Annotated in this window: 12 protein-coding genes; 11 read left to right on the plus strand and 1 reads right to left on the minus strand. The window is 61.7% G+C overall.

The window, feature by feature from the left end:
* The first annotated feature begins 10 nt into the window (after positions 1-10).
* From DOM56_RS09950 to DOM56_RS09975, 6 genes are all read left to right on the plus strand, one after another.
* The gene (locus tag DOM56_RS09950) at positions 11-3,991 is read left to right on the plus strand and encodes a type VI secretion protein IcmF/TssM N-terminal domain-containing protein (protein ID WP_110708605.1); all 3,981 of its coding nucleotides are present in this window, start codon (positions 11-13) and stop codon (positions 3,989-3,991) included.
* Between the two features lie 47 nt (positions 3,992-4,038).
* Positions 4,039-4,962, plus strand: a complete 924-nt coding sequence (tagF, locus tag DOM56_RS09955) for a type VI secretion system-associated protein TagF (protein WP_110708606.1) — start codon at positions 4,039-4,041, stop codon at positions 4,960-4,962.
* Positions 4,963-4,988: 26 nt separating this feature from the next.
* Positions 4,989-7,481, plus strand: a complete 2,493-nt coding sequence (gene tssM / locus DOM56_RS09960; RefSeq protein WP_110708607.1) for a type VI secretion system membrane subunit TssM — start codon at positions 4,989-4,991, stop codon at positions 7,479-7,481.
* A 436-nt stretch (positions 7,482-7,917) separates the two neighbouring features.
* Positions 7,918-8,448: a type VI secretion system tube protein Hcp gene (locus DOM56_RS09965; protein WP_110598235.1), complete on the plus strand. Its 531-nt coding sequence runs from the start codon at positions 7,918-7,920 to the stop codon at positions 8,446-8,448.
* A 246-nt stretch (positions 8,449-8,694) separates the two neighbouring features.
* Entirely contained in the window at positions 8,695-9,807 is a 1,113-nt protein-coding gene (gene tssA / locus DOM56_RS09970) for a type VI secretion system protein TssA (protein WP_110708608.1), read from the plus strand.
* 2 nt (positions 9,808-9,809) lie between these two features.
* Positions 9,810-11,003 carry a hypothetical protein gene (locus DOM56_RS09975; RefSeq protein WP_110708609.1) on the plus strand — a complete coding sequence of 398 codons (1,194 nt, stop codon included), beginning with the start codon at positions 9,810-9,812 and terminating at the stop codon, positions 11,001-11,003.
* Here DOM56_RS09975 and DOM56_RS09980 read toward each other — a convergent pair.
* Positions 10,994-11,263 (minus strand): PAAR domain-containing protein, encoded by a 270-nt coding sequence (locus DOM56_RS09980; protein ID WP_110598232.1) that lies wholly within the window; start codon positions 11,261-11,263, stop codon positions 10,994-10,996. The genes DOM56_RS09975 and DOM56_RS09980 overlap by 10 nt on opposite strands.
* 127 nt (positions 11,264-11,390) lie before the next feature.
* Here DOM56_RS09980 and tssI point away from each other — a divergent pair, with 127 nt between their 5' ends.
* The 5 genes from tssI to DOM56_RS10005 all read left to right on the plus strand — a co-directional run bounded on the left by tssI (position 11,391) and on the right by DOM56_RS10005 (position 19,737).
* On the plus strand, positions 11,391-14,006 hold the full coding sequence (tssI, locus tag DOM56_RS09985; protein WP_110708610.1) for a type VI secretion system Vgr family protein: 2,616 nt from the start codon (positions 11,391-11,393) through the stop codon (positions 14,004-14,006).
* A gap of 11 nt (positions 14,007-14,017) precedes the next feature.
* Positions 14,018-14,893 carry a DUF4123 domain-containing protein gene (locus tag DOM56_RS09990; protein ID WP_157958203.1) on the plus strand — a complete coding sequence of 292 codons (876 nt, stop codon included), beginning with the start codon at positions 14,018-14,020 and terminating at the stop codon, positions 14,891-14,893.
* A 1-nt stretch (position 14,894) separates the two neighbouring features.
* Positions 14,895-18,383 carry a T6SS effector BTH_I2691 family protein gene (locus DOM56_RS09995; RefSeq protein WP_110708611.1) on the plus strand — a complete coding sequence of 1,163 codons (3,489 nt, stop codon included), beginning with the start codon at positions 14,895-14,897 and terminating at the stop codon, positions 18,381-18,383.
* Positions 18,380-19,228, plus strand: a complete 849-nt coding sequence (locus tag DOM56_RS10000) for a tetratricopeptide repeat protein (RefSeq protein ID WP_110708612.1) — start codon at positions 18,380-18,382, stop codon at positions 19,226-19,228. Before DOM56_RS09995 ends, DOM56_RS10000 begins: the two co-directional genes overlap by 4 nt.
* Before the next feature lie 80 nt (positions 19,229-19,308).
* Positions 19,309-19,737, plus strand: coding sequence for a hypothetical protein (locus tag DOM56_RS10005; RefSeq protein ID WP_110708613.1), 429 nt, complete (start codon positions 19,309-19,311; stop codon positions 19,735-19,737).
* Positions 19,738-19,743 lie beyond the last annotated feature (6 nt).

Raw genomic sequence — 19,743 nt, forward strand, 5'->3', positions numbered from 1 at the left:
GAGTCTGACGATGCGTTTTCTTCGATTCCTGCGCTCGCTGAAAGGCTTCTGGCCGCTCTCCATCGTGCTGCTGCTGATGGGGCTGGCACTTTGCGTCCTGATCCTGCCGCTGCTGACGCAAGAGCGCGAGCTCATCTTCATTGCCATGGCGCTGGTGACCGCAGTGTGGCTGCTGGTCGTGGTCATGCGTCAATATCATCGCATCCGCGCCGAGCGCAGTATCGAGAACCTGGTCGAGCTCGAGGTGCATCGCGAAGCGGCCGAAAGCGAATCCGGCGACTACCAGATCCTCAGCGACCGCCTCAAGCACGCCATGGCGATGCAGCGCGCGGCGCGTTCGGTGGATGGCGGCAAGGCGTCGCTCTACGAACTGCCGTGGTATCTGGTGATCGGCATGGCAGCCTCGGGCAAGACCTCTCTGCTGACCCGTTCGTCGCTGGCGGCGACCATGGCCGGTGGCAGCAATCTCTCCGCGGTCAGCGGGACACAGCACTGCGACTGGTACTTCAGTCGCGAGGCGGTGATGGTCGATACCGCCGGGCGCTACCTGGTCGAGGATCGGCCGGCCAGCGAGTTCGCCGACTTCCTCAAGACCCTGCGCAAGCAGCGTCGCAAGCCGGCGATCAACGGGCTGGTGCTGGTCGTCAGCCTGCCCGAGCTGCTCGAACAGTCTCGGCAGGAGGCTCATGCCCTTGCCGAGCAGCTGGTGAGTCGGGTGGTGGAGTATCGTCGTTGCCTGGGGATCAATCCCCCCGTCTACCTCTTCTTCAGCAAGACGGACCTGTTGCCCGGCTTCACCCGCACCTTCGAGGCGCTGGACGCCACCGAACGCCAGCGTCCTTGGGGGCTGACCTTCTCTCTGGAGGAGCTGCGTCGCGAGGGTGTGATCAGCGCTTTCCAGCGGCGCTTCCCGAAGTTGGTGGCGACACTACGTCAACGCGTCGACCGGCGAGTGATCGAAGAGGGCACCGAGGCAGACAGCGAACTGCTGCGCTTCCCCGACTACTTCGCCGAGCTGCTGGGCGTCCTGAGCGACTTCCTCGAGCAGTTCGACATTCCGCAGCAGGGCGAGCAGGCGCCGGTATTGCGAGGCCTCTATTTTACCAGCGCCTTGCAGACCGGGCCTGCGCTGCCCGCGTTGCTGGACGACCAGACCCGCGCCGAGTTCGCGCTGGCGCCGGGCGAGACCGACACAGCTGCATCGCGTGGCGGAGAGAAGAGCTACTTCATCACCGATACCTTTCGCGAGGTGGTCTTCCCCGACCGCAACCTGAGTCTCTACTACTCGCAACGGGGCGAGCGGCGCACCCTGCCGACATTCATGATCGGCGCCCTGGGCGCGCTGGGCCTTGCCGCCATCGCCGCTCAGGGCTGGTCGGCCTACAACAACAAGCTGTGGGTCGATCATATCCAGCATCGTCTGGACGAGATCATGGCCGGCAACAGCACTGGCCGCCTGAAGCCCCATGAACGCCGCGAGCTGCTTGGCGACCTGGAGCAGCAGCTGGCCGCCATCGAGCGGCATCGAGAGAACGGTGTGCCCCTCAAGCTGGACCTGGGGCTCTATCAGGGTGAAGCCCTGCGAGGACCGTTGAAACAGGCCTGGTCGGACCTGCTGCGCGAGGATGTCCTCCAGCCGCTGGCGTGGAGACTGACCCGGCAGCTGCGCTCTCTGGACAGTTTCGATACGCCGGGTGGCGACATCGATACCACTGGCGCCGAGGTCGAGCCGCAGGCCGATACCGGGCAGGATGCCGGCGCGATGGAAGAGCGTGGCCAGGCGATCGGTCGCGACGCCATGGATCGGATGCGGGAACGCTCTACCTCGCGGCCCACGCTGGGCAGCGTGCCGACCAGCGCCTCGGAACTGGGTAGTCGGGCCCGCGGCGAACTGCGCTCGCGAACCACGGACAGCGCCAGGGATGCCTGGTACTCCGCGCGCAGCAACGCGGAGGCCGAACTCGAAGAAGGGTTGCGTGAACGCACCAGCACGCTGGGGAGCGCCGTGGGTGACGGCGATGGCGACGAGTCGACGCTGGCGCTGTCCGGCGAACGAGGGCCCTCGCTGTCCGAGGAGATGCTGACCCGGTTGAGCCAGGAGGACGTCGAGCAGCTGATCGAGAGCTACTCCTCGCTCAAGCTCTACCTGATTCTGACCGATCCGGCGGCACACCAGGACCAGGGCGACTTCGTGGCGTCGGCCCTGCCGCGGCTGTGGCAGGAGACGGCGCGTCGCCGTGGGCTGTCACGCTCCCGCGAGAGCATCATGGACAACGCCGCGCTCTACGTGCACTACCTGCAGCAAGGAACGGCACCGGCGCTCGAGCGCGATGAGAGCCTGGTCGCCGATAGTCGTGAGCGTCTCAACGCCTTCCTGATCGACAGCAGCCTGGTGGACCGCGAGTACTTGCGCTATCAGCTCGACGTCGAGGAGCGCTACGATCCGCTGACGCTGTCCAGGATGGCGCCGGAGATGTCCGGTCGGCTGTTCTACTCCAGTCGCGCGGTACCCGCTTTCTATACCCGTCAGGTCTGGGATGAGTATCTTCGCCCGGCGATCATTCAGACCGTCTCCGGCGATCTGCAGCGCGAGTCCGACTGGGTTCTCGATGACGAGGACGTCGACGATGCCGTCCAGTCCAAGGCGCGTTTCGTCAGTCAGTTGATGGCGCGCTACAAGCGCGATTATGCCATCGCCTGGGAGCGCTTTCTCGGCAACACCCATGTCTCCCGCTTCGATACGCTCGATCAGGCCAGTGACCGGCTGGCCGCATTGAGCGATCTGCAGGGGTCGCCGCTGCGACAGGTGCTGGAGGCGGTCAAGGCCAACACCGGCTGGGATGACCCCAAGGCGACCGACGAAGAAGGTCAGGCCGCCGGCAAGGCCCAGGACCAGAGTTTCTGGGGACGCGTGATGAGCGTCTTCGATGGCAGTGGCGGCAATGGACCGGCGGTGGATCTGGCGACGTTGCCACGAATCAACGATGGCGCGCTGGCGCGCCACTTCCAGCCGGTGACGCGAATGCTCTCGGCGGACGAGGCGACGGGAAGCGACAACTCCGTTCTCAACCAGTATCTGCTCGACCTGCGTCAGCTCAAGGTCCGGGTCGACAACGTCCGTAGCGCCCAGGACGTGGGTCGCAGCAGCAAGTCACTGATCATGGCCACGCTCTCGGGCCAGCCTACGGAGATCAACGGGCTGCGCAACTTCGTGGCCTCCCGGGTCGATACCTCGCGGTCGCCGCTGGTGCAGGCGCTGGAGCCACTGTTCCGGGTGCCGGTCGAAGACACCTGGGCCGCGCTCAATGAACCTGCCAGGAATCAACTCAACGCCGCCTGGGATGACAAGATCGTCACGCCCTGGGATCAGATGGTGGCCGGCCGGTATCCGGTCAGCGACTCGGTCAATGAAGCTTCGGTGCGGGACCTGGAGTATTTCATCGACCCGGATCAGGGCGCACTTTCCCAGTTCCGCCAGAACGAGATCGGCGATCTCGCCGGCTCGGGTAGTGGGCAGCGCTCGCCGATGGTCGATCCGCGCATGCTCTCCAGTATCGACGACGCGACGGCGCTGGGCCGGGTCATCGACAGCCTCTCGGATCTGCGCAACGGCTTCGAGCTGCAGATGAACCCGACGGCGGGGCTGACCGATATCATCCTGACGCTCGATGGCCAGCGGCTGCACTACCGCAACAACACCCAGTCCTGGGAGCGGCTGACCTGGCCGGGCGATGGCGAGTCCTTCGGTGCGCGCATGGATATCATCAATCGAAACGGTCAGCGTCACACCGTCTTCGATTACCCCAACCGGTGGGGATTCCTGCGCATGATCGAGAGCGCCCATATCACCCCGATCGACAGCGCCCGTCAGCGCTTCAGCTGGCGAACCTACATGGGAACCGTGAGCTTTGACGTCCGTAACTTCGGTGGCGTGCAGATATCGGATCTAAAGCGGATCAAGTCTCTGAACATTCCATCAATGGGCCGGTGACGACAGGGTGGTGAAGGAGTGGCACAGGCGATGAGAAAGGGGTCTGCATGATCGGCTGCTTTGGCAAGATTCCCTCGAAAGCCGATTTCGTGGGGGTGAACGCCGCCGGCACGGTGATCCAGGAGCTCGATCAGTGGCTGCAGAGCGCGCTGGTTCGATTTCTGGATCACGAGGACTGGATGCGTCGCTTCGATGCGCTGCCGGTCTGCTTCTTTCACTATCACGCGCGCAACGGCAGCGATGTGATGGGCGCGATGATCAGCTCCGCCGATGCTTCCGGGCGCCGTTATCCGTTTTTCATCTTTCAGCTGTTGAAAGGGGAAGGGCGGCCATCGGTGCTGCCGTTCCTGCATACGCTGGGTGAGATCTTCGCCGGCCAGGCGCGACAGATCCTGACCGACTCGGTGCACGGTCAGGCGCCGATCGACCCGGCCGTCGCGATCAAGGAGATGCGGCTCTGGAACGATCAGGACCTGGCGCTCTATCAGCGTATCCACGAGCGATTCCTGCAGGACTACAGTTTCGACGACATCGCTCGGGCGCTGGAGTGGGGCTGGCCGGAATTCATCGCCGGCGCTTGCCTGCATCGTCTGCACTACGCGCTGAAGAGCTGGGAAGCGGGCAGCACGCTGGCGGTGCTGTTGCCGCTGCCAGCCGAGCGCGGACTGAAACGCCCGGTGGCTGACCTGTGGCAGCAGTGGCTGGGCAGCGCTTGCCGGGGCGGGGCGCCGGTCATGAGTCTGCTGATCGATGACTTCATGCGTCCGCGCCTGCTGCTGATGCCAGCCTGGCATAGCGCGGAGGCGTTTTTCGAAGTGCTCTCGAATCCCGATGATCGTCGCCTGTGCATTGACGTGCTGGCGCCGTTCGCCGACGACGAACCACATCCGGGGACCTTGCCGCTGCCGGACACCCGGCTGAACCTGGCCGATTTCATGACTCGTTTTCCACGCGGCCACCAGGCGCCGTGAGCGAGCTAGATTGAGCAGATGTGCTAATGAAACGAATGAAACTCGCCTATCTGAAATACGCCTTCTTCAAGTATCAGCCCTACATTCTGGGGCTGCTGTTCTTCGCTGCCATCTTCCTGGTCTGGCGGCTGGGCGTGGCATTCGGTTTTTCGTCCCTGGCCAGCCTGCTGGCGGGGATCGTCCTGTTCCTGCTGGTATCGGCGATATACGTGCTGCTGCTCTACCGCGGCGTAGGCCAGAAGCGCAATCTGGAACATCTGCTGATGGAGGATGCCGATGCCGCCGTGCTGGATGCCAGTCCGCAGGATCGGGAAGAGATCAGCCTGCTGCGGGAGCGGCTGCTCAAGACCATCGAGCGTCTGAAGAAAAGTGGTCGTGGGAAAGGCAAGAACGGCAAGGACGCGCTCTATGCACTGCCGTGGTACATGATCGTCGGCCAGCCCGCGGCCGGCAAGAGCACCATGGTCTATCAGTCCGGTCTCAACTTTCCCTTCGCCGAACGGGAAAACGCGCGTGTCGCCGGTATGGGCGGGACCCGTCACTGCGACTGGTTCTTCAGTTCCGACGCCATCCTGCTGGATACCGCAGGCCGGTACATGAACAGCGAAGAAGAAGCCGGCAAGTGGAAAGGGTTCCTGTCGCTGCTGAAGCAGCATCGGCGGCGCTGCCCGCTCAACGGCCTGATCGTCGCGGTCAATATCAGCGACGTCGTCCAGGTCAGCGACGCCCAGCGCAACAATCTGGCTCGGCGCCTGCGGGAGCGGATTCAGGAGGCGCGTGAGCATCTGGAAGCGCGCTTGCCGATCTATCTGGTGTTCACCAAGTGCGATCTGATCGAAGGGTTCACGACGTTCTTCGAACGTCTCGACCCGCAGCGCCAGAGTGACGTGCTGGGGCATACGTTCCCGCACCAGCAGCCCAGCGACGTGAACTGGAGCCAGCAGTTCGACGCCGCCCTGGACGCGCTCTGCCGACACTGGCTGCGGATGGGAGACGATGAGATCGTCCAGCGGGACATCGTCGACACGCGGCGGGACGTTGCCGCGTTTCGGTTCCCCCTCGAACTGGCCGCCCTGCGCGAACCGCTGGCCCGATTCGTCGAAGCGCTGACCAACGCCAATCCTTACCAGAGTGCGCCCTTGCTGCGCGGCTTCTATTTCGTCAGCGCGCTGCAAGGGGGAGACGTCATCGAGGGCGAGCATGCCGGACGTGTCGGCCGCCATTTTTCCCTGGCCCGGCCCGACGCGCTGACCGGCGAGCAGACCCAGCACCCGTTCTTCATCGCCAACCTGTTTCGCAAGGTCATCATCGCCGACCAGCATCTTGCCGGGCTCTACGCGAGCGACGTCAGGGGCCGTCGCCACAAGCTGCGCTGGACGCTGGTCGCAGGACTGATCGGCGCCCTCTGCTGCGGGCTATGGATCACCTCCGCCATGCGCAACCACGGCGAGATCGAGGCGATGTCGGGAACCTTCGCCGACGCCGTCGAGCAGGACGACAGCCATCCGTCACAGTATGCGCGATGGTCGAGCCTGGATGCGCTCAGAGAGTGGGGCAGCCACTACTATCAGCGTCGCCAAGGCGAGGGCGTGCCCTGGTCCATGGGCTGGGGGCTCTATCAGGGAGATCGAATCGAGCCGGCCATTCGCGAGCGCTACTTCGATCAACTGCAGCCGGTGATGCTGGAGCCAGTGGAGCAGAACCTGACGCGCTCCCTGTTCACCCTGACCACCATCGATGTCTATCGTCGCAACAGCGACGAACTGCACGCCGTCGAGGGGCCGGAGACCGTCGCGCCCTACGCACGACCCCGTGACAACAGTGCGGAGTCGCTGGCCAAGTTCGGCCGCTCCACCCTGGACACCTATCTGATGATGTCCGACATCGATCGTGGCGACATCGATTCGGACACGCTGCGGGCCCGATTGCCGGCGTTCTGGTATCCCGCGATCCAGCAGCGGACCGGTACCGAGATCGACGAGGACCAGGCGGACTATCGCTACGCCGGGCGCCAGCTCGACTTCTACAGTCGCCAGGTCCATGAGAGCGATGTGCCGCGAATCTCCGCCAACGCCTTCCTGGTCTCCAGCAGTCGCAATTACATCGACAGCCTGCTCGAGCAGACGCTGACCAGTTCCGAGACCATCGTGCTGGAGTCCGACACGCTCTTCGCTTTCGGGCGCGGCGACTATGCCGGGTTGCAGGCCGCGGGCCAGAAGGAACTGGACGAGCTGGCCGAGCGGCTGCTCAACACGCAGGACCTGGGTCAGATTCTGATCACCGGCCACGCCGACCCGATCGGCAACGAGCGGGCCAACCAGCAGCTCTCGCTGCAGCGCGCCATGACGATCCGTCAGTACCTGATCGGCAAAGGGGTCCCCGCGGGGCTGATCGAAGCCAAAGGGGCGGGGAGCGAGCGTCCGCTAGTGACCTGTGACCGCAGTCAGCCGCGTGCACAGCTCATCGACTGCCTGGCGCCCAATCGGCGGGTCGAGATCGAGGTCAGGAAGCAGGAGTGAGCGATATTGGCGTCAATCGCGGATGCGTTATTGTAACAAATTGAATCAAGTGTATTTAAATGTGTTCATTGACTTTAAAGTTTAAGAAGGCCCTATATAATCTGGGTTAATCGACGTTTTGTGAGGAATTGCATCGGAAGGCGTCATTTAGAAACATCTCGATCATGTAGGAAATTGGATGTTAATGGTGTCGTCGATTTCCTACAGATTAGGGTTTTTTAGATGACGGAAAATCCTGTCGTAAAACGGCATGGGTGGCCCGGTGTAAAAAATTCACTATTTAAAACAGTCGGTTGATTCGGTCGTGGATATCTTTCGTCTTCATGGCGCAGGGCGATAGATTGGCAAAGAGATGCCGCTCGTGAGAATGGGCCTAGGCCGATCTTATGCATGAGGGTGTCTTCCTGTAGGTGAAAAACTAGGAGAACTTAGCAAAATGGCTTTTGACGCATATCTCAAAATCGATGGCATCCCCGGTGAAAGTCTGGACGACAAGCACCCGGATTGGATCGAACTGAAGAGCTTCGACTTTGGTGCTAGTCAGGCGACTTCTGCAACGGCTAGCTCTTCCGGTGGCGCTTCTGCAGAACGCGTCAATCTGAGCGAATTCCGTATTCAGAAGTTCGTCGACAAGGCCTCTGCCAAGCTGTTCGAATCCTGCTGCAAGGGGCAGCACATCAAGGAAGTGGTGCTGCACGTCAACCGCGCGGGTGGCGACAAGGTCCGCTACATGGAGATCAAGCTCGAGGAAGTGATCGTCTCTTCCACCGAGATGGAAGGTACTTCCACCTCGACTGGTTTCGAGCAGAGCGATAACGAAGATCGTCACGATCTGCCGTACGAGACCGTCAAGTTCAACTACGCGCGGATCAAGATCACCTACACCCAGCAGAAACGTTCCGACGGCCAGGGTGGCGGTAATGTCGCGGGTGGCTGGGATCGCACGCGCAACAAGGTCTACGCCTGATCTTGTCCTGCCGCCCCACGGGGCGGTTCAACGACATACCCATCGGCCGTGGCGGCGGAAGGTGGGTATGTTGTCGGTCGGCCTGACCCTGGCAATGTCTCGCGCGTTGGGAGGGCTGGCCGGCTACAGTCGGAGTACCGTTGGTTGACCCAGACAGGGCGAGCCCTTTCTGCGTGAGCCAATGCCGTCGCTGGCTGGACGACGCCGGAGTCCGTCGCGACGCGAAATGATCATGAGGTCGAAGATATGGATCAACTCGGCGAACTCTCCATCGATGCGCTTCTCGCGCCCATCGAGGGCGGTAGCCACGGGAGTGGTGGGGAAGACCTGACCTTTTCGATTCTGTTCGACGAGATCAAGGAGGCGCGTCGAGCGGACCCCACCTATCTTCCCCAGGGCGAGTGGCAGACCGAACTCAAGCAGTCCGACTGGGGGCAGGTGATCAATCTGGCCAGTACCGCGCTGGAGACCCAGAGCAAGGATCTGCAACTGGCGGCCTGGCTGTGTGAAGGACTGGTGCATCGCGAGGGCTTCGACGGCATGCGCTTCGGGCTGACCCTCACCGCGCGCCTGCTGGACGACTACTGGGAGACGCTCTATCCCGAGCTCGACGAAGAGGATCTCGACGAGCGTGCGGCCCGCCTGGCCTGGCTCGGCGATACCCTGGTCAATGTCGTACGGTCGTTGCCACTGGTCGCCGGCGAGGGGTACAGCCTCGCGGACTACGACGAATCCCGCCAGGTCGAGAACCAGGCTCGCAATGACCCGGATGCCATGGATCGGGCGCTGGGCGAGGGCAAGATCAACGACGAGATATTCCAGCGCTCTGTGGTGCTCAGCAGCACCGAGTTTCTGCAGGAGCGCCACACCTCGATCGCTGCCTCGCTGGTGTCGCTGTCGCAGCTGGATCGGATGAGTGACGAGCGCTTCGGCCGTGATGCCCCGAGTTTCTCGTCACTCGAGAAAGTGCTGGTCCAGTGCCGCGACCTGACCGAGAAGCTGCTTCGGGACCGGGGTGCCGGTGTCGCGGTCGAGGAGGAGGCCGCAGCCATCGCCGAAGCGGAAGCCGAAGCCCCGGGGCGCGTCGAGCCCAGCTTTATCCCACCCGCTACCGAGCCTGCCGGCCAGCTGCGCACCAAGCCCAACAGTCGTGACGAGGCTTTCGAGATGCTCAACGGCGTCGCCCGCTACTTCAAGGAGCGCGAGCCGCACAGCCCGGTGCCTTACCTGATCGAACGGGCAGTGAAGTGGGGCCGTATGCCGCTCGAAGAGTGGCTCAAGGATGTGATCAAGGACAACGGCGTCATCGACAACATCCGCGACACCCTGGGTACGCAGCCCAAGGATGATGACTATTGACCATGTCTCGAGCCTCGATTTTCGATCTGCTCCACCAGCGCCAGCAGCCTCCGGAACCGGTTGAAGAGATCAGCTCTGCCCGGAGCGACTACCGCGTCGACAGACTGCGGCTCCTCGACGGCGTGGCGTTGACCGCATCCGGCTTCGTGGGTGCCGGCGCGGTGCCCGCCGTACAGTCGCCAGCGCTGTCTCCCTCGCTCCATGGTCCGGACGGCTTTCGTCTGCTGGTGCACCGGATCGCCGATGTCACGCCTATCCAGGAGCCTCGGCTGGGTCGGCTGGAAGCCAAGGCATTACGGCTTCATGAGCTGGTGCAGACGGTCGTGATCGAAGCGCTGATGATGCTCGAGGCGCTACCGGAAGAAGCCGCCTTCGATGTGGTGCTGACGGCGCCACTGCGCTCCCCCGAAGCGACCGCCATCGTCGTCGAGCGTCTGCGGGCCGCCATCGTCGAGACACAATACGCCTCGGCACTGGGCGAGATACATCACACCTCGCGAGGCGGCGACCCGCATACCCTGATGGGCGTTGGCGATGACGGCGGCATGCCCTACGTCCTGTGGATCAGTGCGGACTCTCTGCTCAACGAGACGGACGTCGCCGCGTTGCAGCATCGTCGGGTCCTGGGTCGCTCCTCGAACAGCCCGGGACTTTACGTGGGAGAAGGCGTCGCGGCGCTGCTGATCCAGCGGCTGCTGCCTGAAGATACTGGCTTCGATACCGGTTGGCGAGTCGACACCGGTAGCGTCCGCGATCATCCCGCCCGGTCGGCTCAACGTGATCATGCCAAGCGCCAGGCGCTGCTCGCGCTGTTGAAGGACGCCTGGCCTGCGTCTGACGCGGCCTCGGACGCTGATGAGGCCAGGGGGGCGGATACGCCTGTCGACGGCGCGAGCACTGCCCCGGCACGGGTCGTCATCGATGCCATGGGGCTGCCCGGCAGGGCAGTGGAGATCGGCAGTGCGTTGATCGAGCGCTGGCCGGAGATCGACATGATCGACGATGGCGCGGGGGTCGATCAGTTCTGTGGCTGGCCCGGCGAGGCGGTGACGGCGATGGCGCTGGTACTGGCGATGGCACCGCTCTCGCCGCTGGACAGCGCGGTCGTGATCCGCGTGGAAGACGAGACCCGCTCAACGGTATGGAGCTTGCGATCCTGCGCGGCCGAAACCGCGCAGGGCGAAGATCATTCGTGACCGCTGTCACCGTTGTGTGACGAGATCAGCGAGGCGCCGCAAGCGGTCTTGTGGCCATGCAGGGCAACCGGCTTGCCGTTGATCTTCATGGTCGGATGACCCTCGACGATGGCGTTGGTGCTGCCGTGACCATCTTTCGGGCAGGTGACCTTGTCGCCGAGACAGGCAACCGGTTTGCCGTCGATCAGATAGTTGCTCTGTGCGGTAATGACTTTGCCACCGTGGCTGGTGGCGTCACCGAGTACAACGATGCCTTTCATCGATCCGGGCTTCCTGGCAAGTGTGAGAGGTCGAGTCCGGCCAAGCGGGCTCATCAACGAGCGTTAATTTAGCCATCGACACCGTGGCGGTACAAGCAGCGGGTGGTGTGATGGCGGAGAGGTCAAGATGGCAGAGACGACACTGGATAGCTTACTCGACACCTTCGATATCGACCTGTCGCAGTCCCAGCGGCTGCTGACGCTCGAACTGGCCGGAACGTCGTTTATTCCTCACCGGCTGGTGGGCGAGGAGCGGGTCAGCGAGCCCTTCACCTATACCCTCGACTGCATCTCCCAGCAGGGCGATATCGAACTCAAGACGTTGATGGCCCAGCCGGCCCGGCTCTCGATCCTGCAGGCGGACGGCAGCTATCGCCGCTTGCACGGGCTGGTCAGTGAGGCGGCGTTGCTGGGCGAGGACGGCGGCGTCACCTACTACCAGCTCACCCTGGTGCCGTGGCTGGCCATGCTCGAGCTGGGGCGCGACAGCCGGATCTTCCAGGATCGCAGCGTCGTCGATGTCCTCACCGAGGTGTTCGAAGGTCATGAACTGGCCAAGGGCCGCTACCGCTTCGATCTGCGTCGCGACTATCCGGCCAGAAGCTACTGCGTGCAGTATCGCGAGAGCGATCTGAACTTCATCAGCCGCCTCTGCGAGGAAGAAGGTCTCTTTTACTACGCCGAATTCGCGGGCGATGACGACGACTATGCTGGCCACCGCATCGTCATCACCGACGACGTCGATACCACCCAGCCGGTCAGCCCCCAGGCGATCCGCTTCCACCGTCAGGCAGCCACCGAGCGCGAGGACGCGCTGACCCAGTGGGGCGGCGTGCGCGCCCAGCAGCCCACCCGGGTCAGCGTGGGTACCTTCGACTACAAGCAGCCGTCGCTGACCAAGCGCACCGGGCTGGATACCTTGAGCGATCAGGGCAACCTGCCGCAAACCGAGCTCTACGACTACGCCGGCGAGTACTACTACCACGGCTACGAGCGCGGCGAGCGCCTGACCGAGAACCGCCTCGAGTCTCACGAGTCCCGCGCCAAGCGCTTCCGTGGCAGCGGCGGCGCGCGCCAGCTCCAGGCCGGGCGCTGGTTCGAACTCACCCAGCATCCGCTGCACGACACCGGGGGCGAAGAAGAGCGTCAGTTCCTGCTGCTGGGGGTGACCGTGCACGCCGAAAACGCGCTGCCGGTCTCGGCCCAGCTCCAGGCACTACCGGGCAGCCTGCAGCCTCAGCTCGACGCCGCCAAGAAGGCGCACGGTCTCGAAGCGGATACCGCAGATCCCACCGGCGAGCGCCTGTCGGATTATGCCACCGGCGGCACCGGCCACTTTCTGGTCGATCTCGAGGCCCAACGCCGCAGCCAGCCCTACCGCCATCCGTTGACCCACCATCGCCCGGTGATCGGCGGGCCGCAGACCGCCACCGTGGTCGGCCCGGCCAACGAGGAGATCCACACCGATCACCTCAACCGGGTGCGCGTCCAGTTCCACTGGGATCGCCAGGGGCAGAACGATGAAAACTCCAGCGTCTGGCTGCGGGTCTCCCAGCCCAACGCCGGTGCCGGCTGGGGCGGGGTGTTCGTGCCGCGTATCGGCCAGGAAGTGCTGGTCGACTTCCTCGAAGGCGACGCCGACCGCCCGCTGATCACCGGCCGGGTCTACAACGGCGAGCAGACGCCGGACTGGCACAGCCACGGCCTGCTTTCCGGGTTCAAGAGCAAGACCTACCGCGGCAGCAAGTACAACGAACTTGTCTTCGATGACGCCACCGACCAGGAGCGCGTTCGCCTCAACTCCGAAGCGGAGAAGAGCCAGCTCAACCTCGGCTACCTGATCCACCAGGCCGGCAACACCCGTGGCGCCTTCCGCGGCACCGGGTTCGAGCTGCGCACCGACGCCTATGGCGCCATCCGTGCCAATCAGGGGCTCTACCTCACCAGCTGGGGCCAGCTCGGCGCCAGCGGCGACCAGCTCGACCTCACCCCGGCCAAACAGCAGCTCGACAGCGCCTACAACCTCACCGACAGCCTCAGCCAGAGTGCGGCGGACCACAACGCCGACGCGCTCGACAGTCGTACTCACCTCAAGCAGGCCGGCGAAGACGCCGACGACACTTACGGCAACAGCGAACAGCTTGCGGGTGCTGATCAGAGCAACGCCCGTGGCGCCACCGACAGTGGCGGCCGCGGCGAAGCGGCACGCATGAAAGCGCCCTGGCTGCATATGGCCTCGCCCGCCGGCATCACGATGAGCACGCCGGAATCGACCCACCTGGCCCAGGGCCGCTCGCTGAGCGTCTCCAGCGGCGAAGACGTCAATGTCGCCACCGGTAAGAGCCTGGTCGCCTCGATCTCCGAGAAGCTCTCGCTGTTCGTGCAGAAGGCCGGGATCAAGCTGTTTGCCGCGCGGGGCAAGGTGGATATCCAGGCGCAGTCGGACAACCTGGAAGCCACCGCCCGCCGCGACCTCAGCGTTACCTCCAGCGATCAGAAAGTCGACCTGGCCGCCGCCAAGGAGATTCTGCTGGTCAGCGGCGGCGCCTATGTGCGCATCAAGGGCGGCGATATCGAGCTGCACGCCCCCGGCAAGGTCACCGTCAAGGGCGCGACGAAGAGTTTTGGGGGGCCGGCGAGCCTGGAGGGCGATTTTCCGGAGTTGCCGGAAGGCGAAGATGTGCTCTGTGCCAGCAAGAGCCAGGCTGCGGCAAGCAGCGGTGACGGTAGCGTGGAAGGCTAGCGGTGCGCAGCGTGAGCGACCCGGCGTGGATTGCCGAGGCCAATGATGCCGCCAGGGAGGGGCGGCTTTACCGCCTGGTGGACCCTTCGGAGTCGCCAGACTGGACGCTGAGCGGCGAGGCTCGCCGGCGGGCGACTCTGATTCGCCACCCGCTCCTGGCCCAGACCCCGGCCCAGCGTCTCTATCTCGAACGGATAGATCAACATCGCGTCGCGGCGCTGGAGTCGCAACTCGATCACCAGCGCGCCGAGCGTGGTGCTGGCCTGCTCGGCCCAGTGCCGCTCTGCGGCTGGCTGATTTCTCACCATGCCAGCACCAGTGTTGCCACCTATCTCGGCCGCCAGCTCAAGCAGATGACGCCGGAAGGGAAGCCAGCCCTGCTGCGCTTCTACGATCCCCGGGTGCTGGAGCACCTGCCGCGCATTCTCGAGCGCTGGCAGCTCTCGGTGCTGCTGGGGCCCATCGATCGCTGGGTCTATCTCGATACCGAGCTGCAGCTGCGCGCTCTCGATCCACATGGAGAGAGGCGCCGGCTCGGTGGCCTGAAGCCTAGCGCCGAGCAGTGGCGGGCCATACAGCGCATCGGCCCGATCAATCGTTGCCGGGAGCTCTATCGCACGCTCCCTGGCTCGGCGGGACTCTCGGTAGCGCCCGCGAACAGCGTCGACGGCTTGCTGGTCGCCGCGTACGACCTCGGGCTGCGAGACCGAGCAGACGTGGCCACCTTCGTCCTTCACGGGCTGACCACGCGAACCGATTTTCATCGCCACCCGATCATGCAGGCGCTGCTGGGCCGTCTGGGCGGACGGTTGAATTACATTGGATTGTCGAATCAGCTTTCCAACGCTGACTGGGAAGCGATATCGGACATGGGGGAGATGACATAGTATGACCGCACCATCTCAAGCGAGCTCTCACGCAGCGGAAAATGAGGCGGCGGGCCAGGAGAGCGGGAGCTGCCAGTTCTGTGAACGCAAGGGACTACCGATCCTTCCCGTGCGCTACGCTGTCTGCCAGCGTAACGACCGCAATGGCGATATACCGGAACTCGAGACCTCGAGAATCCAGGAGTTCACCGACATTCTGCTGGACAAGAGTCTGGTAGGCGGCGAAGAGCAGGCGAGAAGCGTGCCCGACGAGGTCAGGGCGGAGCTTACGCAGAGCACCGGTAGCCAGGTCAACAAGTACATTCTGCGTCAGCTACGCCAGGGGTATCTCTACTTCTACGACCAGGACAATACAGACGGGAACTATTGGTACGCCTACGCGATCACCAGCGATGGCAAGTACTATCAGTTCCCGGTGCTGCAGCCGCCCGCGCTGGACGACATCAAGTTCCCCGACAGCTGCAAGAACAAGCCCGGCGATGTCCTGGATGCGTCTATCGTCACCCTGCCGTTTCCCGAGAAATCGGGCACGCTTTACTACGCCTTCAGCGAACACCCCTGGCCCAACGCCCACATCCGGATGATCGGCAGTGATGAGGCGTGGCGTCAGGACCACATGCAGCAGGTGAACATCCCGGCGTGGGTGGGAGGGCAGCGGCAATCTTGCGTCTTTGGCATCGATGAGCTGGAGAAAGTCGCCGAATACAGCGCGGCGGCAGAAAGTCTGGATGAACAGTTCTGGTCCAGCGGCCCGACGCGACCGCTGTATGAGCCCGGCGAACTCAGGGACGCCATGCAGCGCCGGCTCGACCATGCCGGCAGTGAATACCAGGGCAAGGGGCTCATTCTCGCGGTCAAGGACGAAATCGGCATCATCGATGAGTTGAACGCCTATCGGCATCAGGCGTTGGCCAGCGTCGAAGAGTTCTTCTACAACAAGGAAGAAGAGGATGACGAGGCGCAGATACACAATGTGCGTCGTCGCAAGCTGCTCTGCATGCAGGCCATCGATGCTTTTCAAAAGCGCTTCGAACAAGGCTACAGGGCCCAGCAGCAAGCGGATGCGGATAAAGCCGTCGAGGATGCCAAAAAAGCCAGGGATGAGTTTGTCGAGAAAAATCGCGAGATTTTAGCTCGGGGGCCGTCCCCTGCTCATGCGTTCGAGTTCGCTGAGCGAAGTAGTTTGAATAGTGCCGTCGAGCAGGCGCAACGGGAACGCGACGAGCTGTTCCACGTATCCGATGAAGATAAGGCCGAAAGGAAGCGGTTGGAAGACGAGTTGAATGAACTGAATTCTTCTCGTGTGCAAGGTCCTGGCAGTCAGATGAGAAAGACGGAGCTGCGTAACCGCATCAATCGTTTGAAATCTGATGCGGAGTTGGCTAACGAGCAGCACTTGGATCAGTTGCACCGCATGTACGATGTCGATGCACTCACTGCCTTCAAGCAGGCCTACGAGGACAATACGGCACATTGCCAGAGTCTGGCCGCCGTATTCGACGATGACTATGCCATTTGGGCTAGGTATGGCTTGCCTGCCGTGATTGGCCGTTATAGCCAGTCCGACTACTGGACCGGGCTGGGACTCAGTGGCCTGATAGGCAATGCACTGCGTGGCGGCATCATGTCGCCCTCCAGTGGTGGCTTATGGAAGCTGTTGGCCGACGATCTCGAGTCGAGTGAGTCGCCGCTACTCGCGGCGCTCTTTGCCAATGACGCCGAACTAATCGCGCAGGCCCGGGAGCGTTTAGGTAGCTTGCCCACTGGGTCACAGCTATCGGCGCAGACGCTAAAGTCATGGGGTGAGCGCTTTCGGCAAGTCCGTGAACGCACTCAGAAGCCTGACGGGCGCGCGCCGACAGGCGACCAGATCATCAACCGCTGGCGCCCGATTCAGGACCTACTAGCAACGACGATCGGCAACTCGATTGCCTCGCTGGTACTGTACCGAGCCGCCGGGGTGCCAGCGCCGGACTATAAGCCGGCGCTGTCGCAGTTCGTGCGTTATCACCAACTGGCCTTCATGGCCGATCCGCAAGCACTGAACGGCGAACAGCCGGCGCCCACTCTGGTCGAGCGGGAGATCAAACTCTCCGAACTCTATCAGTGGCTACGCGCCGTCTCGCAAGCGAGTGCCAAAAAGCCGGATCAAGGTGCCGATACCAGCGAGGCGCTGAAGTCTCTGGACGGTATGGTCGGCAACTTTTCTGCCCCGATGGCCGATAGCGACAGAACGGTACGCATTGCCTTGCCGGTCTACGCGGATATCAACTCGGTGACGAAGGAGAGTGGCGACCCCCCCTCCCTGCCAGGCAGCTATACGCCGGAGGATGAACAGCAGCGCGTGGGTGATCTGGCGCAGAACGCCCGCGATATCGGCAACACCCTGCTCAGTGCCCACAAGGGCAGTGGCCAGGTCGCCGGTGCCTGCCTGGTGCTATGGAGCCTGATCGTCTCCTGGCAAGAAGGCGCCTTCGTGGACGATGAGGAGGGCGCCGACTGGAGCAAGATCATTGGCTCGGGTGTCAGCGTGGCCAGTGGGGCGATGGCGGGGATCGAAGGCTACCATAAGATTCGCATGGCGAGCCTGGGCCTGTCGACGGAAGGCGCGGCGATCGGTGGAATTAAATGGGCCTTTGTCAGTGACGTGCTCGGCGCGGCGGGTGGCATGATCTCGATCTGGGATGGCCTGAAGAAATTGACGGAAGCCAGCGAGGCCAACAAGACAGGCCAGAGTGTTACCGGCCACTATGGCATGATCGTGGGCGGGGTTGGGGTTATCGCCGGTATTGCCTCTATCGTCGTGATCAGTGCGAGTACGGGTGTCGGGCTCGTCGTGGGCGTATTTTTCGGGATTCTGACGCTACTGCTGGGTTATGCATTTGTGGCCATGGTATCCCCGGCGGTGCAGATGTGGGTGAACCGCAGCATTCTCGGTAAGCCATCGGAAAGAGAAGATATGCAAGTCCTGCCGTTCGACGATATGGCGTCCGAGCAAAGTTCGCTGGAGATGGTCTTTGAGGGGCTGGTTGTCGAGTTGTCATGGGAGCAGGAGTTTAGGGAGAAAGATGTAGGTGTTGCTAGCAGTCATGGCATACTGGGTACGACTTCCAAGGAGATTCAGGGTTTTAAAGCTGAGAGAAGTCTTGTAAAGATTAATCTAAAAGTCAGAGTTCCAAAGTTGGATTTTATGGAGCTTGATATTGAGCTTAGTGTCGCGAATCTGCGTGACTATACATATGCTTGGTCTTATAAGCGTACTGGCGGAGCCAGTGGGTTGTCTTCTGAAAGAAAGCGTGGACGAGACCGAAGTACGGGATCTTCCGATACTCCACAATTCGTTGAGGTGGGCAATGGTTATAGTATGGAATGGTGCCAGGCTTACACTCGGAAAGAACTCTCTGACATGGCTACTCTGTCTATAAATCTGAAAACGTATCGTGCTGCACTTGGCAGCTCTGATGTTTTTCTAATGGAGCTTCCGCAATGAGATTGATGCTTGTATTGCTTTTTTTGTTTGCTGCAAATTATGTTTATGCAGGAATTTTTTTTAATGACCCCACCGGTCGTGAATTCAATGCTGCCTATGATCGGTTTTCAGAGGATCATTTGAAGGACTTGAATGGCGATGATAAGCATCTGAAACAATATTTGCTTGGCGTCTTATATGTGGACGGAGATCAAGAATTTGATGTGAGAAAAGATTGCCGCAAAGCGGTGTCATTGTTGCAGAAAGCTTGGCAGGCGAATGTTGTTGACGCTGGATTTACATTGGCTACGATGTATTATGATGGTGTTTGTTTAGACAAAGATCTGGACAAGGCAAGGGGGCTTGCGACTGACACGGCAGAAGATGGCTATATTCTTTCTCAGAGAATGTTAGGAAGGGCGTATTTGGGGCGCTCTTGGAAGGGGTTATATCCGAAAAACATGGAAAAGGCTGTTTTTTGGTTAAGCAAAGCGGCTAATGCTGGAGATACTCAATCTGCTGGAGCCCTGTCGGCTATTTATCGCAAAGGTATTGGGGTGGCAGTGGACGAAAAAAAATCTTTTTATTGGGCTAAGAAGTCAGCATTTTCAAAATACGAGTCAGACAAGATAATCAATTTTCACTACTTGGCCGGCTACTACGAAAAAGGAGTTGGCACAAGCGTGGATTTGGTTAGTGCTTATAAATATTATGATCTAAGTGGTACCGCTGGGGTTGAAAGTAAGAGGCGTATTGCCAAGGAAATGACTCAAGAGCAGATCGACGAAGCCATTCGTCAATCCAAAGAATGGCAGAAAGAGCACAACGTTCAGGTTGGCGGTGGTTTTATCCGTCGCGCCAACTGAAGCTTTCGCGTAGGTGCTGGTGTGTGGCGGTAAGTCATCAACTGGCGCCAGCCTGTTCGACGCTAAAGGGATGATTTCATATGCCAGACCAAGAAAGTCCGGATCAAGCTTTTTACGCCAAGATCTCCTCGCTTATCGCGCTTTGCGGCGGGGGTGGATTATTGCTCGCGTCGCTGTTGGCGATTCCCAGTTCGCCGATTTTTCCAGGTGCGCCCATCCTCATCGCTTGCGCCCTGATCGTGGCTGGGCTCTGGTTCCAGTTCAATCCGGTGGTTCGTCTCACGGATGAGCATGTTTCGGTCAAGCTGGCGATTATCCGTCCGCGTACGACCCTTGCGCTTGACCAGTTGGCCCGCGTCGAAGCGACCCCGCGCGAATGTGTGCTTTACTACCGCAAAGAGAGTTCCGGTGAAGGCAAGCTCAAGATCCCGCTCAAGAGCCTGGCCAAGGAGGATCGCGAGAGGTGTGCGCTTGCCTTGCGGCAGCGGGTGCAGACCGAGGCGGCCTAGGCCTAT

Origin of the sequence: Salinicola sp. CR57 (genome assembly GCF_003206585.1) — a bacterium.
In the GTDB taxonomy this organism is placed as follows: domain Bacteria; phylum Pseudomonadota; class Gammaproteobacteria; order Pseudomonadales; family Halomonadaceae; genus Salinicola; species Salinicola lusitanus.

Coding starts and splice junctions, on each gene's coding strand:
- DOM56_RS09995 (WP_110708611.1), top strand. CDS start 14,895: ATGACCGCACCATCTCAAGCGAGCTCTCACGCAGCGGAAAATGAGGCG.
- DOM56_RS10005 (WP_110708613.1), top strand. CDS start 19,309: ATGCCAGACCAAGAAAGTCCGGATCAAGCTTTTTACGCCAAGATCTCC.
- DOM56_RS10000 (WP_110708612.1), top strand. CDS start 18,380: ATGAGATTGATGCTTGTATTGCTTTTTTTGTTTGCTGCAAATTATGTT.
- DOM56_RS09950 (WP_110708605.1), top strand. CDS start 11: ATGCGTTTTCTTCGATTCCTGCGCTCGCTGAAAGGCTTCTGGCCGCTC.
- tssM (WP_110708607.1), top strand. CDS start 4,989: ATGAAACGAATGAAACTCGCCTATCTGAAATACGCCTTCTTCAAGTAT.
- tagF (WP_110708606.1), top strand. CDS start 4,039: ATGATCGGCTGCTTTGGCAAGATTCCCTCGAAAGCCGATTTCGTGGGG.
- DOM56_RS09965 (WP_110598235.1), top strand. CDS start 7,918: ATGGCTTTTGACGCATATCTCAAAATCGATGGCATCCCCGGTGAAAGT.
- tssA (WP_110708608.1), top strand. CDS start 8,695: ATGGATCAACTCGGCGAACTCTCCATCGATGCGCTTCTCGCGCCCATC.
- DOM56_RS09975 (WP_110708609.1), top strand. CDS start 9,810: ATGTCTCGAGCCTCGATTTTCGATCTGCTCCACCAGCGCCAGCAGCCT.
- DOM56_RS09980 (WP_110598232.1), bottom strand. CDS start 11,263: ATGAAAGGCATCGTTGTACTCGGTGACGCCACCAGCCACGGTGGCAAA.
- tssI (WP_110708610.1), top strand. CDS start 11,391: ATGGCAGAGACGACACTGGATAGCTTACTCGACACCTTCGATATCGAC.